At 71.8% G+C, this 14,702-nt stretch carries 10 protein-coding genes and 1 pseudogene; 3 read left to right on the top strand and 8 right to left on the bottom strand.

Going from position 1 to position 14,702, the window contains the following annotated elements; all coding sequences use genetic code 11:
- The first annotated feature begins 306 nt into the window (after positions 1 to 306).
- The gene (aspS, locus tag ACFZCP_RS22725; RefSeq protein WP_391429345.1) at positions 307 to 2,070 is read left to right on the top strand and encodes an aspartate--tRNA ligase; all 1,764 of its coding nucleotides are present in this window, start codon (positions 307 to 309) and stop codon (positions 2,068 to 2,070) included.
- An 84-nt stretch (positions 2,071 to 2,154) separates the two neighbouring features.
- Here the strand turns inward: aspS and ACFZCP_RS22720 are convergent, their stop codons facing one another.
- Positions 2,155 to 2,844 carry a nucleotidyl transferase AbiEii/AbiGii toxin family protein gene (locus tag ACFZCP_RS22720; RefSeq protein WP_391429343.1) on the bottom strand — a complete coding sequence of 230 codons (690 nt, stop codon included), beginning with the start codon at positions 2,842 to 2,844 and terminating at the stop codon, positions 2,155 to 2,157.
- A 179-nt stretch (positions 2,845 to 3,023) separates the two neighbouring features.
- A pseudogene (locus ACFZCP_RS22715) lies at positions 3,024 to 3,332 on the bottom strand (Uma2 family endonuclease); the annotation flags it as partial.
- Positions 3,333 to 3,552: 220 nt separating this feature from the next.
- Here ACFZCP_RS22715 and ACFZCP_RS22710 point away from each other — a divergent pair.
- Positions 3,553 to 3,777, top strand: a complete 225-nt coding sequence (locus ACFZCP_RS22710; protein WP_391429341.1) for a DUF397 domain-containing protein — start codon at positions 3,553 to 3,555, stop codon at positions 3,775 to 3,777.
- 4 nt (positions 3,778 to 3,781) lie between these two features.
- On the opposite strand, the gene metG (ACFZCP_RS22705) is transcribed toward ACFZCP_RS22710, so the two are convergent.
- The 5 genes from metG (ACFZCP_RS22705) to ACFZCP_RS22685 form a co-directional block, all read right to left on the bottom strand.
- Complete coding sequence (metG, locus tag ACFZCP_RS22705) at positions 3,782 to 5,398, bottom strand: methionine--tRNA ligase (RefSeq protein ID WP_391429339.1); 1,617 nt, start codon at positions 5,396 to 5,398, stop codon at positions 3,782 to 3,784.
- Between the two features lie 45 nt (positions 5,399 to 5,443).
- Positions 5,444 to 7,159 (bottom strand): methionine--tRNA ligase, encoded by a 1,716-nt coding sequence (gene metG, locus ACFZCP_RS22700; protein ID WP_391429337.1) that lies wholly within the window; start codon positions 7,157 to 7,159, stop codon positions 5,444 to 5,446.
- 242 nt (positions 7,160 to 7,401) lie between these two features.
- Positions 7,402 to 9,141 carry a VWA domain-containing protein gene (locus ACFZCP_RS22695; protein WP_391429334.1) on the bottom strand — a complete coding sequence of 580 codons (1,740 nt, stop codon included), beginning with the start codon at positions 9,139 to 9,141 and terminating at the stop codon, positions 7,402 to 7,404.
- A 100-nt stretch (positions 9,142 to 9,241) separates the two neighbouring features.
- The gene (locus ACFZCP_RS22690) at positions 9,242 to 11,218 is read right to left on the bottom strand and encodes an FUSC family protein (protein WP_391429332.1); all 1,977 of its coding nucleotides are present in this window, start codon (positions 11,216 to 11,218) and stop codon (positions 9,242 to 9,244) included.
- A 298-nt stretch (positions 11,219 to 11,516) separates the two neighbouring features.
- Complete coding sequence (locus tag ACFZCP_RS22685; protein WP_391429330.1) at positions 11,517 to 12,311, bottom strand: alpha/beta fold hydrolase; 795 nt, start codon at positions 12,309 to 12,311, stop codon at positions 11,517 to 11,519.
- Between the two features lie 104 nt (positions 12,312 to 12,415).
- Between ACFZCP_RS22685 and ACFZCP_RS22680 the strand changes: the two genes are divergently transcribed.
- Positions 12,416 to 13,762 carry an aminotransferase class I/II-fold pyridoxal phosphate-dependent enzyme gene (locus ACFZCP_RS22680; RefSeq protein ID WP_391429328.1) on the top strand — a complete coding sequence of 449 codons (1,347 nt, stop codon included), beginning with the start codon at positions 12,416 to 12,418 and terminating at the stop codon, positions 13,760 to 13,762.
- On the opposite strand, the gene ACFZCP_RS22675 is transcribed toward ACFZCP_RS22680, so the two are convergent.
- Positions 13,662 to 14,600: a hypothetical protein gene (locus ACFZCP_RS22675; RefSeq protein WP_391429326.1), complete on the bottom strand. Its 939-nt coding sequence runs from the start codon at positions 14,598 to 14,600 to the stop codon at positions 13,662 to 13,664. The two genes, ACFZCP_RS22680 and ACFZCP_RS22675, sit on opposite strands and share 101 nt — an antisense overlap.
- Positions 14,601 to 14,702: the final 102 nt, after the last annotated feature.

The raw sequence follows: 14,702 nt of genomic DNA, 5'->3' as shown, positions 1-14,702 counted from the left end.
TGGATGCCAGTGTGCGAAGTTCTGATTGATGAGCGCCCCTGTGCCTGGAGGTGCCGCCAAGGACCCGGAGCCGGTGCCGGGAGTGCGGGTGCGGGGGGCCGGAGGAGCGGGTGCCGGAAGCCGGGCGGGGTGAGCCGGGGACGCCGGGCGGGTGGGGGCGGAAACCCGATGGGCGGGTGAGTAAAAGGGTGGGGAGCCGATCTTGGGCTGCCCGGTACCCTTGATGGGTCCGGGCCCCGTGCCCGGCTCCCGTCGGGGCGGCAGCCCCGGCACTCATCACCCCACCACGAAGGACGATGAACGACGATGCATCGGTACAGGTCCCACACCTGCGGCCAGCTCCGCGCCTCTGACGTCGGTACCGATGTCCGGCTGAGTGGCTGGCTGCACAATCGGCGCGACCTGGGCGGCATCCTCTTCATCGATCTGCGCGACCACTACGGGATCACCCAGCTGGTGGCCCGTCCCGGCACGCCCGCCTACGAGGCCCTGGACAAGATCTCCAAGGAGTCCTCGGTCCGCGTCGACGGCCAGGTTGTTTCACGTGGAACCGAGAACGTGAACCCCGACCTGCCCACCGGTGAGATCGAGGTCGAGGTCGGCGAGGTCGAGCTGCTGGGCGCCGCCGCCCCGCTGCCGTTCACGATCAACGCCGAGGACGGGGTCAACGAGGAGCGGCGCCTGGAGTACCGCTTCCTGGACCTGCGCCGCGAGCGCATGCACCGCAACATCATGCTGCGTACGGCCGTGATCTCCGCGATCCGCCACAAGATGGTGGCGATGGGCTTCAACGAGATGGCGACGCCGATCCTGTCCGCCACCTCCCCCGAGGGCGCCCGTGACTACGTGGTCCCCTCCCGTGTGCACCCGGGCAAGTTCTACGCGCTGCCGCAGGCCCCGCAGCAGTTCAAGCAGCTGCTGATGATCTCCGGCTTCGACCGCTACTTCCAGATCGCGCCCTGCTTCCGTGACGAGGACGCCCGCGCGGACCGCTCGCCGGGCGAGTTCTACCAGCTCGACGTCGAGATGTCCTTCGTCGAGCAGGAGGACGTCTTCCAGCCGATCGAGAAGCTCATGACGGAGCTGTTCGAGGAGTTCGGCGGCGGACGCCACGTCACCTCGCCCTTCCCGCGGATCCCGTTCCGCGAGGCGATGCTCAAGTACGGCTCCGACAAGCCGGACCTGCGCGCCAAGCTGGAGCTGGTGGACATCACCGACGTCTTCGAGGGCTCGGAGTTCAAGGCGTTCGCCGGCAAGCACGTGCGCGCGCTGCCGGTGCCGGACGTCTCCGCGCAGCCCCGCAAGTTCTTCGACCAGCTCGGTGACTACGCCGTGGAGCAGGGCGCCAAGGGCCTGGCCTGGGTGCGCGTGGCCGAGGACGGCTCGCTCTCCGGTCCGATCGCCAAGTTCCTCACCGAGGCGAACGTCGCCGAGCTGACCAAGCGGCTCTCCCTGGCCCCCGGCCACGCCGTCTTCTTCGGCGCGGGTGAGTTCGACGAGGTCTCCAAGATCATGGGCGCGGTCCGGGTGGAGGCCGCCAAGCGGGCCGGCCACTTCGAGGAGGGCGTCTTCCGCTTCTGCTGGATCGTCGACTTCCCGATGTACGAGAAGGACGAGGAGACCGGCGGGATCGACTTCTCGCACAACCCGTTCTCGATGCCGCAGGGCGGCCTGCAGGCCCTGGAGACCCAGGACCCGCTGGACATCCTGGGCTGGCAGTACGACATCGTCTGCAACGGCGTCGAGCTGTCCTCCGGCGCGATCCGGAACCACGAGCCGGAGATCATGCTCAAGGCCTTCGAGATCGCGGGCTACGACCGTGACACCGTCGAGGAGAAGTTCGCGGGCATGTTGCGCGCGTTCCGCTTCGGCGCTCCGCCGCACGGTGGCATCGCCCCGGGCGTGGACCGCATCGTCATGCTCCTCGCGGACGAGCCCAACATCCGCGAGACGATCGCCTTCCCGCTCAACGGCAACGCCCAGGACCTGATGATGGGCGCGCCCACCGAGCTGGACGAGAGCCGCCTGCGGGAGCTGCACCTGTCCGTCCGCAAGCCGCAGCCGAAGTAGGGCACAGTTCGGCAGGAAGGGCCCGGAACCGGATGCGGTTCCGGGCCCTTCCGCTTACGCGCCCGCACCGGGCGCGAGGGCGGCCTATTCGTCGTCCTGCTCGGTCTCCGTGTCGGGGGATGCTCCGTCCTCCAGCAGCCGCTCGGCGATGTCGTCGGACCAGTGCTGGGCCCAGGCGCGCAGGGCGGTGACCTGGGGTTCGGTCAGACCGCACCGGAGGAAGTCCACGTCCGCGTACCAGTCCGTCCCGGTGAGGCGGGACTGGAGGGTGGGCAGGTCGAAGGGGTCGTGGGCGTGGCGGCGGCCCAGTTCCTCCAGTTCGGGAAGCGAGAAGCGGGTCGCCGCCGCCTGCGCGTCGATCAGGTCGACGGCCGAGCCCCGGTCGTACAGCGCCCGGATCTTCGTGCCGACGGCGTCTTCGAGGGAGAGGGCGGGGCCGTACCCGGTCAGCTCGGGCGGCTGCCAGAAGGTCTCCTTGTGCAGAGTGAGCGCGCAGGGCTCGCCGGTCGGCGGGTCCGTGACGGTCAGCTGTGCGGTGAGCGCGGTGCCGGCCCCCGCCCGCACCTGCCGCCCCCGGGCCTCCAGGGCCGCACCGACGGCACGGGCGATCCTCTCGGTGGACTCGGGACTCTCGGTGGCGAAGTCGAGGTTGGCATGCGGGCGCTGCACCAGGCCGTGCGCTTGGAGGGCGTAACCGCCGGCGAGCACCAGGACGAACGGGCCGCCGGCGACGACGTCCGCGAGGAGCCGCCGATGGGGTTCGGGCATGTTCACGGGACGATCTTCTCCGGCTTCCCGCCGTAGCCGTGGGTCCCGCGCGGGAACTTCCCGTGCGGTGACTCGTCATTGCACCCTTCGCCAGGGCCCGTTGCTGTATGCACGGGGTTCACTGCTGCTCGCCGGTCCTGCTTTCATACCGCGGCAGGTTCTGGGTCGAGATGGTCCAGTCGCCGGACCTCCATGTCGGCGAGGGCGATCACCATCACGTCGGGGCGGCGCATGATCCCCGCGGACTCGTCCTCCACGTCCGGCTCGCCTGTGTGGGCCACGATCTCGTCCGGCATCACTTTTTCGAGGCGTTTCCGCAGGTGCAGGGTGGTCAGCTGGTGCGGGCCGACGGGCGCCATCATGTCGTGGACGATTCCTTCCTCGGTGACCTCGAACTTGCCGGGCAGGGTGTCGTCCATGGACTGAACGAAGTCGCGCATGGCCCGGTACCGGTGGGAGGCGCCCTGCTGTGCGTCGTCCGGGGCGATGGTCATGGCGCTCGCTCCTCGTCTGTGCCCGGGGGCAAGGATCGTCACGTTCATGCTAGGCGGCCTCCGGGCGATCGGATCGGCAGTCGCCGCAGCGACCGCCCGGTGCGGGCGAGCGGAAGGCACGGTCGCAGCCGTCGCAGTTGCGGAGCGGGTGTCTGAGGGCCGGTGCCTGTGACATCGGAGAGTCGAACGGGGGCGGCGGCGGAAGCTGCGCGGCCAGGCGGTGAGCCAGGAAGGCGGCCGGACGGATCAGGGGTTCCGTCGGCAGGTTCCCGCGGCGTGGTTCAAGAGCAGCTACAGCAGCGGCAACGACGGCAACTCCTGCGTTGAGCTTGCCGTCACCCCCGGCACCGTGCACGTCCGTGACTCCAAGAACGTCGAAGGTCCCCGCCTGGCACCCACGCTCAGCGTCTGGACGAGCTTCGTGACCTACGCGTCGGGGACCTGACGTCTTACTGCGTCGGCTTCTCCTCCAGGCGCGGGAAGAGGACCGCTCCCTTGGTGACGGTGGATCCGGCCGGCAGCCTGCCCCATTCGCCCGCGGCCTGGACCCGCTGCTCGGCGAGGGAGCCGAGGGCGGCCTCGGCGCCGAGGGAGTCCCAGAGCCTCTGGGAGGTCTCCGGCATGACCGGGTTCAGCAGGACGGCGATCGCGCGCAGCGACTCGGCCGCCGTGTAGAGGATCGCGGCCAGGCGGGCCCTGCCCTCGTCGCTGGTGTCCTTGGCCACCTTCCACGGCTCCTGCTCCGTGAGGTAGCCGTTGACCTGCTTGACGAAGTCGAAGACGGCCAGGATGCCGCCCTGGAAGTCCAGCTCGTCACCGATGCGCCGGTCGGCCTCGGCGACGGCCTTCGCCAGCCCCTCGTGGACCGCCCGCTCGGCCTCCCCGTCGTCCGTGGACGCCGGCAGTTCGCCGCCGAAGTACCTGCCGACCATGGCGGCCACGCGGGAGGCGAGGTTGCCGTAGTCGTTGGCCAGCTCGGAGGTGTAGCGGGCCGAGAAGTCCTCCCAGGAGAAGGAGCCGTCCTGGCCGAAGGCGATGGCGCGCAGGAAGTACCAGCGGTAGGCGTCCACGCCGAAGTGCGAAGTGAGGTCCTGCGGCTTGATGCCGGTCAGGTTGGACTTGGACATCTTCTCGCCGCCGGCCATCAGCCAGCCGTTCGCGGCGATCGTGCCGGGCAGGGGCAGGCCCTGGGCCATCAGCATCGCCGGCCAGATCACCGCGTGGAAGCGGAGGATGTCCTTGCCGACCAGGTGGACGTCGGCCGGGAAGGTCGCCTCGAACTTCTCCCGGTTCTCGTTGTAGCCGACCGCCGTCGCGTAGTTCAGCAGCGCGTCGACCCACACGTAGATGACGTGCCGGTCGTCCCAGGGGACCGGGATGCCCCAGTCGAAGGTCGAGCGGGAGACGGAGAGATCCTGCAGGCCCCGGCGGACGAAGTTCACGACCTCGTTGCGCGCGGACTCGGGCCGGACGAAGCCGGGGTTCGCCTCGTAGTGGGCGAGCAGCCGGTCGGCGTACGCGCTCAGGCGGAAGAAGTAGTTCTCCTCGCTGAGGATCTCCACCGGCCTGCGGTGGATCGGGCACAGCTTCAGACCCGCGAACTCGCCCTCGCCGTCGATCAGTTCACCCGGGAGCTTGTACTCCTCGCAGCCCACACAGTACGGCCCCTCGTAGCCGCCCTTGTAGATCTCGCCCTTGTCGTACAGGTCCTGCACGAACTCCTGGACGCGGTCGGTGTGCCGCCGCTGCGTGGTGCGGATGAAGTCGTCGTTCGCGATCTCCAGGTGCTCCCAGAGGGGCTTCCAGGCATCGGTGACGAGCCGGTCGGCCCACTGCTGGGGGGTGACCCCGTTCGCCTCGGCCGTGCGCATGATCTTCTGACCGTGCTCGTCCGTGCCGGTGAGGAACCACACCCTCTCGCCGCGCTGACGGTGCCAGCGGGAGAGCACGTCGCCCGCGACGGTCGTGTAGGCGTGGCCCAGGTGAGGAGCATCGTTGACGTAGTAGATGGGAGTCGTCACGTAGAACGACTCCGCATCCTCGGACTGCGGTCCCCTGGTCTGCATGCCCGGCAAGCTTAGCCGCGGCGCATGCGGGGGGTTCCGGCGTTTTTACTCCGGTGCGCCGCCGAAGCGCTCCTTGTACGCCTGCAGGTCCTCGTCCGTCAGCTTGGCGAACAGGACCGGCGGGACGGTGAAGGCGGTGCCGGACGGGACGAAGGCGAGGGACTTCGCCTCCTCGGCGGTGACCCAGGCCGCGGTGTCGTCCGCCAGCGCGAACGCCTCGCGCATGGTCTTCGCCGTCGCCGGGATGAACGGCTCGGACACCACCGCGTACAGGTGGATCAGGTTCATCGCGGTCCGCAGGGTGAGGGCCGCGGCGTCCTTGTCGGTCTTGATCTCCAGCCAGGGGGCCTTCTCCTCCAGGTAGGAGTTGCCGGCCGACCACAGGGCGCGCAGGGCGGCGGCCGCCTTGCGGAACTGGAGGGTCTCCATGTGCGACTCGTACTCGGCGAGGAGCGAGGCGATCTCCTCGCCGAGGCGCATCTCGGCCTCGCCCGGCTCGCCGCCGGCCGGCACGTCGTCGCCGAAGCGCTTGCGGGAGAAGGACAGCACGCGGTTGACGAAGTTGCCGAGGGTGTCCGCGAGGTCCTTGTTCACCGTGGCCGTGAAGTGCTCCCAGGTGAAGGACGAGTCGTCCGACTCCGGGGCGTTGGCGATCAGGAAGTAGCGCCAGTAGTCGGCGGGGAGGATCTCCAGGGCCTGGTCGGTGAAGACGCCCCGCTTCTGCGAGGTGGAGAACTTGCCGCCGTAGTACGTCAGCCAGTTGAAGGCCTTGACGTAGTCGACCTTCTTCCACGGCTCGCGCACGCCCAGCTCGGTGGCCGGGAACATCACCGTGTGGAAGGGGACGTTGTCCTTCGCCATGAACTCCGTGTAGCGGACGGTGTCGTCGGCCTCGTACCACCAGGACTTCCAGTCCCGGTTCTCCGGGTCCTGGTCCGCCCACTCCTTCGTCGCGCCGATGTACTCGATCGGGGCGTCGAACCAGACGTAGAAGACCTTGCCCTCGGCGGCCAGTTCCGGCCACGTGTCCGCCGGGACCGGCACGCCCCAGTCCAGGTCACGGGTGATCGCCCGGTCGTGCAGGCCCTCGGTCAGCCACTTGTGGGCGATGGAGGATGCCAGCTGCGGCCAGTCCTTGTCGTGGCGGGCGACCCACTCGCGGACCTCGCTCTCCAGCTTCGACTGGAGGAGGAAGAGGTGCTTGGTCTCACGGACCTCCAGGTCCGTGGAGCCCGAGATCGCCGAACGGGGGTTGATCAGGTCCGTGGGGTCGAGGACCCGGGTGCAGTTCTCGCACTGGTCGCCGCGGGCCTTGTCGTAGCCGCAGTGGGGGCAGGTGCCCTCCACATAGCGGTCCGGCAGGAAGCGGCCGTCGGTGGGCGAGTAGACCTGGCGGATCGCGCGCTCTTCGATGAAGCCGTTCTCGTTCAGCCTGCGGGCGAAGTGCTGGGTGATCTCGCGGTTCTCGGCGGAGGAACTCCGGCCGAAGTAGTCGAACGCCAGCGCGAAGCCGTCGTAGACCGCCTTCTGGGCGTCGTGCGCCTGGGCGCAGAACTCGTCGACCGGGAGGCCCTGCTCCTTGGCGGCAAGTTCCGCGGGGGTGCCGTGCTCGTCCGTCGCGCAGATGTACAGGACGTCGTGGCCGCGCTGGCGGAGGTACCGGGAGTACACGTCCGCCGGGAGCATGGACCCCACCATGTTGCCCAGGTGCTTGATTCCGTTGATGTACGGAAGGGCGCTGGTGATGAGGTGTCGAGCCATCGCGGGCTGCTCCCAGGTTGCTACGCGGGGTGATGGCCGCGGGTGTCTGTCGGTGTCCGCGGTCGTCTTCGAACCTTGAAAGCGTAGCCGAAACGGGGGTGCCGCCCGCCTCCCGTTTTACGGGGTGAGAAGCGGACGGCACCGGTGGAGGGGATCGGCGGGGGCCGGCAGGGCCGGGAGAGCCGGGACGAGGGCCGGCAGGGCCGGGACGGGGGCGGGCGGGCAGGGTGGGGCGGGAGGCGTTACGGACGCCAGGCGGCGAGCACGCCCTCGTACAGCTCCGTGTCCGTCAGCTCGCGCGGGGCCGGGCCCGCGTGGAAGAAGGACGTGTTGCCGGTCTTCAGCTTGCGCAGGTAGTCGAAGGCCTTGTTGTCGTGCTCACCGAAGGCGACGAAGGAGAAGAAGACGGAGGGGTGCTTCCCGGCGGCCTCGGTGAGGGACTGGGTGGCGGGGGTCTTCGCGTCGGGGGCGCCGTCCGTCTGGAAGACCACCAGGGCCGGGGTGGCGGGGTCCGCGTCCTGCTGGTGGTTCTTCTCGTAGTGCGCGAGGACGGCCTCCACGGCGGCGTGGTAGCTGGTACGGCCCATGCGGCCGAGGGAGGCGTGGACGTCGTCGATCTTCGTCTCGTGGTCCGCGGTGAGGGTGAGGTCGGTGGTGCCGTCGACCTCCGTGGAGAAGAACACGACGTGGACCGTGGCCTCGGGGTCGAGATGCGCGGCGAGGGCGAGGGTCTGGTCGGCGAGGGCCTGGGCGGAGCCGTCCTTGTAGTACGGGCGCATGCTGGCGGAGCGGTCGAGTACGAGGTAGAGCTTCGCTCGGGCGCCGGTGAGGTCGGAGTTCTTGAGGGTGGTGGTGGCGGCCTTGTAGGCGGTGGTGAGGGAGGGGGTGCGGGCCTTCACACGGGTGAGGGGGAGGGCGGGTTTGGCCGGGCCCGTCCCGGTCTCCGGGGCGGGCCCCGCCTCGGCTTCGCCTTCGGCGCTGTTCTCGTCCCCACCCGCACCACCCGTGCGGCTCTCGTCGTCGGCTGCGGGTGACTCCTGTGGGGCGTCCTCGCCGTCGGCGGCCTGCGGCTCGTCCGGGGTCTCCTCCGCCACGACCGTTCCAGCAGCAGAAGAAGAAGCAGAAGAAGCAGAAGCAGCCACCGGCTCCGGCTCACCGGCCGGCTCCCGTTCCGGCTCCACGTCCGCGACCGGCTCGGGCTCGGCTGCGGGCTCGGACTTCACGTCGGTGACCGGCTCGGGCTCGGCCTCGGTTGCGGGCTCGGCCTCTGCCGTGGGCTCGGCTTCCGCCGCTGGGTCGGGCTCGGCTTCCGCCACGGGCTCGGGCTCCTCGGCGACCGGCTCGGGGGCGAGCTGCGGTTCCACCTCGGCCTGCGTCTCGGCCTCGGCCGCCGTCTGCTCCGCCTCGGTCACCGGCTCTGCCTCGGGAACCAGCTTCGCCTCAGCCACCGGCTCCGCCTCGGTCACCGGCTTCGGCTCCGCCTGTGCGGCAGTCTCCGGCTCGGCCTCAGCCGCCGGCGCAGCGGTCTGCTCTGCTTCAGCCTCAGCCTCCGGCTCTGCTTCAGCGGTCCGCTCGGCTTCAGCCTCCGGCTCTGCTTCAGCGGTCCGCTCGGCTTCAGCCGTCGGCTCCGCCTCAGCGGCCTGCTCGGTCGGCTCGGCCTGTGCCGCCTGCTCGGCCTCGGCCGTCTGCTCGGGCGCAGTTGTCGGGGTGGTCTCGGCTGTCGGCTGCTGGTGGTGGGCGGGCTCTGTCGCCTGCCTGGGGACCGTTACGTGGTCGAAGGCCGCCGACACCAGATCGTGCTCGTCCGGGGAGGACGTACGGGGCTCGGGGACCTGGGCGGTCGAGGTCGGGGTTTCTTCGGCGGCGGGCGTCGGCTCGGGAGCCGGGGCCGGCGAAGGGCGACGGTCCGCACCCTCTGCCTCGGCGGTGCGCGTCTTGCGCCCTCGGCCGAACGCGTTCCGCAGGAGAGTGAGAATGCCCATGTGCGCAACCCTTCGCGTGAGTTGTTCCCGTCGATCCCTGGCCAGGACGGACACGTAAGGTTAGCGGCCCCACATTGCGTTTCGGTCGCTGCCCGGGGCGTCAGTGCGGTGTCGTGATCGCTCGCGCCGCGGCCACCTCCTGGCGCAGCGGTTCGAGGACGCTGTCCGAGGGGCCGGTCAGACGGGTGCGGACCGCGGTGAGGGTCTCCGACCGCCGTACGCCTTCGGACAGTTCGCGCAGCTGGCCGGCCACCTGGTCGATCTCCGCGGCCGACGGGGGCTCCGCGCCGTGGCGGACGCGGACTCGGGCCGCGGTCGTCGCGTCGATGATGCGTTCCACGGCGACCACCAGCGGCCACCAGGCCGCGGCCCGGCGTCCGGTGGGCGGTGGTTCGGTCAGGGCGCGCTGGAACTCCGTGCGGATGACCGACAAATCCCGGTACAGGCGGCGGCGCATACGGGCGCGGGCGGCGGGGTCGGTCTGCGGGCCGAACGCCGCCTCCACGTACGCCGCCGTGTCGGCCACCGCGTCCGCGAGGCGGTCGCCGACACGGGTGCGCCAGCTCTCCGGCCACAGCAGGTAGCCCGCGACCAGGGCGATCGCGCAGCCCATGAGGGAGTCCAGGAGGCGGGGCAGCAGGAGGGCCGTGCCCTGGTGGTTCAGGTTGTCGGAGAGGAGGAGGATCACCGGGGTGATCGCCGCCGTCTGGTAGCCGTAGCCGCGGGGGGTCAGGGCCGGGATCAGCGGGGCGAGGACGAACATCACGGGGACGTCCCACCAGCCCCGGGGCACCTCCGCAAGGACCGCCGCCGCGATCACCAGGCCCGCCACCGTGCCCAGCGCCCGCAGCAGCGCCCGCGAGAACACCGAGCCGAAGTCGGGCTTGAGGACGAAGGTGATCGTCAGGGCCACCCAGTAGGAGCGGGGGACCGGGACGAGCGAGACCAGGGCCTGCGCGATGCCGATGCAGAGGGCGAGGCGCAGGCCGTAGCGCCAGGAGTTGGCGGAGAGGACGGCGCTGCGGGCTGCGCGGGCCGTGCGGATGCCGAGCGCGGACGGGCGGCCGAGGCGGTCGTCGCCGCCATGGCGGTCCCCCCGCTTGGCCGAGGCCGGGAACGGGGGAGGGCCGATGTCCGGGTGGGTGACGACCTCGGTGGCGTGACGCAGGGCGTGGTCGACGGCCCGGGCGGTCTCGGTGGCGGGGAGGGGAAGGGCGGGCAGGGCTGCCGGCCCGGTGTCTCCGGTCTCGACGGACCGGGCCAGGCGGCGGACCTCTTCGGGTACCTCCGGCGGGAGCGGGCGGCCGGAGAGATGGACCGCGGGTGCCGCCTCGACCACCGGCGTGATCGCGTTCAACTGGGCCAGCAGACGGGTGAGTTCGCGGCTGCGGCCGTGGTGACGGGCGCGGTGGGCGAGGATGAGGTCGTAGGAGCGGTTGAGGGACTGGGTGACGTCGAAGCGGGTGGTCATGTAGCGGTCCGGGTCGCCGCAGGCGGCCAGCAGGTCGGCCACCGCCCGGTACGCGGCCGCGACCGACGCGCGCTCCGGCACCCCCGCCCGCAGCGGCCAGGCGAGCAGCGCCAGGGCGAGGACGAGCAGACCGCCGCCGGTCATCAGGGCCGGGGGCAGCCACCAGGGGCTGGGGAGCGGAAGTCCCGCGCCGATCACGGCGTTCAGGAGCAGCAGCAGTCCGGACACGGACGCCACCGCGCCGATCGTCGAGATCATTCCGGACAGCAGGGCGACGCAGGTGACGGTGGCGACCGCGACCCACCCGCGGCCGTACACCAGCGCGCCCAGGACGACACCGACGGCGCCGACGAGCTGTGGGACGGCCATGTTGATGACGCGCATGCGGTAGGCGTCGGCGGTGTCGCCGATGACGCCGTTCAGCGCGCCCATGGAGGCGAGTGCGCCGTAGGCGGGCTGCCCGGCCGCGAGGCCGATCGCCAGGGGAGCCGACATGCCGACGGCCGCCCGGGCCATCGCGGCCCGGTTGAGGGGTGCCCGGTGGGGTTGGAGGTTCCGGACCAGCCAGTCGGGTGGGGTCAGGCCGATGGGGAACTCGCGAGACATGCGCCCATTATGGGCACTTCGCCCCGGCCCATCCTCGCCCGTCCGCGCCTGCTCCGGCCTGCTCGGAACCGGCTTGCCCCGGTCCGCTCCGGCCCGCCTCGGTCCGCACCGGGCTGCCCGGGTCCGGCTTCCCCAGGGCCCGCCTCGACTTGCCCGGGACTGCCCTGGCCGGTTTCCGCCCGCTCCGGCTCGCCTGGAATGCCGTCCGGCCCGGCCCGAAGGGAGCACCGCCTGCCCGGGTCCGCCCGGGCGGGCGTTCTCGGCGGCGGGTTGTGCTGCCCCGGGGTTCGTCCTCCGGTTAGGAGGGGTGTGTGTCGATGCCGGCCAGGAACTGCCCGAGGATCTCGTTGAACTCCGGCGCCCGTTCCAGGTTCGGCAGGTGGGCGGCTCCGTCGATCACGTGCAGCGCGGAGTGGGGGATCGCCGAGTGCATCGCCTCGGCGTCCGACACCGGCGTGTACGTGTCGTCGGCGCCGGTCACGACGAGGGCGGGGACGGCCACCCCGGTCAGCAGGGGGCGGTAGTCGGGACGTTCGGCGCGGCCGCGCAGGGAGGCCGCGGCGCCCTCGGGGGGCGTGGCCGTCATCATGCGGTGGACGTGCGCCTTGACCTCGGGATCCGCGTACGGGGCGACCATCCTGTCCAGGACCTCGTCGGCGTAGCCGCGCATCCCCTCGGCGAGCAGCCGGTCGGCCAGGGCGTTGCGGCCCTTTTTGCCCTCGGGCGTCTCGGGGTCGGGGAAGGTGTCGGCGAGGACCAGGCCCCTGATGCGGTCGCCGAAGCGGCCGTGGCACTCCATGGCGATCTGGCCGCCCATCGACAGGCCGGCCAGCACGAAGGAGTCCAGCCCCAGGTGATCCACCAGTTCCTCGATGTCCTGGGCGTGGCGGGCGAGCGGGACGAGGCCCGGGGTCACCGGGGAGGCGCCGTAGCCGCGCAGGTCGGGGGCGATCACCCGGCGGCCGGCGGAGAACGCGGCCAGCTGGGGGGCCCACATCGTGTGGTCGAAGGGGTGGCCGTGGACGAGGACGAGGGGGGTCCGGGAGGAGGCACCGGAGTCCGCCTTGTCCTCGTATGCGAGGAAGGGGCTCATACGATCGACCCTAGGCAGCCCCAACTCCTCGGTGCAATAAAATCTTTGCCCTCGGTGCAATGTGGTGTGGTGCGGTGCGGTGCGCCGGGAGGACAGGGGGACGCATGGACGACTACCGGCGGATCGCCGACCGGATCGCCGGCGACATCGCCCGCGGCCGGCTCCGCCCGGGCGGGCGGCTGCCGCCGCAGCGGGCGTTCGCCCGCCGGCACGGGATCGCCGCCTCGACGGCGGGTCGGGTGTACGCCGAACTCGTCCGCCGGGGGTTGGTGGTGGGCGAGGTCGGGCGCGGCACGTTCGTGCGCGCGGGCGAGCCGGACCGGCAGCCGGGGCACGCGCTGACCGAGGCGACCGGTACGGCGCCGGTGAACCTGGAGCTCAACTACCCGTCCGCGCCCGGCCAGTCCGAGGTGCTGGCCCCGTCCCTGGCGCCGCTGCTGCGGCCGGACGCGCTGGCCGAGGCGTTGCGGCCTGCCCCGGCCGCCGGCACCCCCGCGGCCGGTGAGGCGGTCGCGGCGCTGGCGGCCGCCGGCGGACCGCGGCCCGATCCGGGCCGGATCCTCTTCACCGGAAACGCCCGCCAGGCCATCGCCGCAACCCTTGCCTCCCTGGTCCGGCCGGGTGGCCGGGTCGGCGTCGAACCGCTGACGTATCCGCTGGTCAAGGAGATCGCGGCGCGGCTCGGCCACACCCTCGTCCCGCTCGCGGCGGACGAGCGCGGACCGCTGCCCGACGCGGTCGCCGCGGCCCACCGCACCGCTCCCCTGTCCGCCCTCTATCTCCAGCCGACCCTGCACAACCCGACCTCGCTGACCCTGGGCGCCGAGCGGCGTGCGCACCTGGCCGACGTCATCCACAGCCTGGGGATATCCGTCGTGGAGGACAGGATCTGGTCCTTCCTGCACCCGGGCGGCGAACCCCCGCTCGCCGCGCTCGTCCCGGACCTCGTCCACCTCGTCGACGGGCTGTCCAAGCGGGTCGCCCCGGGGCTCACCGTCGGATTCGTCGTCGCACCGGCCGACCGCACCGAAGCGGTGGCGCGGGCCGTCAGGTCCGGGGGGTGGAACGCGGGGGCCTTCGCTCTGGAGGCGGCCGTGCGGTGGATCGGGGACGGGACCGTGGCCCGGCTGGCCGCCGCCAAGCGGCAGGACGCGGGGCGGCGGCAGCGGCTGGTCGCCGAGGAGCTGGAGGGTTTCGCCGTACGGTCGGATCCGGCGGCCTACTTCGCCTGGTGGCAGTTGCCCGCGTGCTGGCGGGCCGACACCTTCACCGCGGCCGCGCGGGCGCACGGCATCGCCGTCACACCGGGCACCGCCTTCTCGGTCGACCCGAGCCGGACCCCGAACGCCGTCAGGCTCGGACTCGCGTCGGCTCCGGAGAAGGATCTGACGCGGGCGCTGCGGACCCTCGCCGCCCTCGCGCGCGGCGGGCCGGACGCAGACGGCGGGTGAGCCAGGCCGTCAGCGCCACCGCGAGGCCGAGGCCCAGCAGCACCCAGCAGACCGTGCGCAGGGTGGAGGTCAGGGCGTCGTAGACCGCGCCCGCGGCCGGGTGCGACACATCGTCCGGAAGGCCGGCGAGGGTGAGACTGCGCCCGACGGTGACGGCGAGGGCGAGCAGGCCGCCGCCCAGGGCCGTGCCCAGCGCGGTCGCGACGACGGCGCGGCGGCGGCGGACGGCGAGGGCGATCCCGGCGACGGCGAAGACGACGGCCGCGACCGGGAGCCAGAAGCCGGCGACTTCGAGCACGCGGAAACCCTTCCTCAGCTGGGTGACCTCGGCCGCCGGGAGCACCGGGACCGTGGTGTGCTGCACCGGGATGCGCGCGGCGAGCGGCACATGGTCCTGGGTGAGCTGGCGTTTGACCTGGTCGGTGACGGGGGCGAGGTCGACGGTGAGGGGCCGGGCCTGCTCGTCGCCGGCGTCCTCGGCACGCAGGGCGCGCAGCACCGCGTCGTGCGTGACCCGGTTGCCGGTGTCCCAGGCCAGCCGGAAGGCGCGGGTCTGGGTGAAGGAGCGCACGGCGTCGTGCACGAACGGGGCGACCGATCCGCGCATCCGGCGGACGTCGATGCGGTGGTCCACCTCGCGCACGATGTCGTCCCCGACCGTGGCCACGACGGCCTCCCGCACGGCCGGGTCGGTGGCGAGCGGGGCCATCGTGGTGACGTACCGGCCCGTGTCGGTGAGCCCGTACGCCGCCCAGGCCGCCAGCGCGCCGAAGGGCACGAGCAGGCAGGACAGGGCGATCAGTACGGCCGACAGGGCGCTCCTGAGGCGTGGGGACACGCTTCAAGGCAAGGACGCCGCGCACCGGTGCGCGAGCGGTACGACTGCATTCGGGCGAAAAGTCGAGCCGAACGGCTGCGACGCCTGGCGGAGCCGGTGATT

Source organism: Streptomyces sp. NPDC007971, from assembly GCF_042958635.1.
Classification (GTDB): Bacteria; Actinomycetota; Actinomycetes; order Streptomycetales; family Streptomycetaceae; genus Streptomyces.
Note: the sequence above shows the minus strand (reverse complement) of the source record. Positions and strands in the feature narration are given on the sequence as shown.

Excerpts from the sequence above, each read along its gene's own strand:
- metG (WP_391429337.1), bottom strand. The coding sequence starts at position 7,159 with ATGGCTCGACACCTCATCACCAGCGCCCTTCCGTACATCAACGGAATC.
- ACFZCP_RS22690 (WP_391429332.1), bottom strand. The coding sequence starts at position 11,218 with ATGTCTCGCGAGTTCCCCATCGGCCTGACCCCACCCGACTGGCTGGTC.
- ACFZCP_RS22695 (WP_391429334.1), bottom strand. The coding sequence starts at position 9,141 with ATGGGCATTCTCACTCTCCTGCGGAACGCGTTCGGCCGAGGGCGCAAG.
- ACFZCP_RS22680 (WP_391429328.1), top strand. The coding sequence starts at position 12,416 with ATGGACGACTACCGGCGGATCGCCGACCGGATCGCCGGCGACATCGCC.
- metG (WP_391429339.1), bottom strand. The coding sequence starts at position 5,398 with ATGCAGACCAGGGGACCGCAGTCCGAGGATGCGGAGTCGTTCTACGTG.
- aspS (WP_391429345.1), top strand. The coding sequence starts at position 307 with ATGCATCGGTACAGGTCCCACACCTGCGGCCAGCTCCGCGCCTCTGAC.
- ACFZCP_RS22685 (WP_391429330.1), bottom strand. The coding sequence starts at position 12,311 with ATGAGCCCCTTCCTCGCATACGAGGACAAGGCGGACTCCGGTGCCTCC.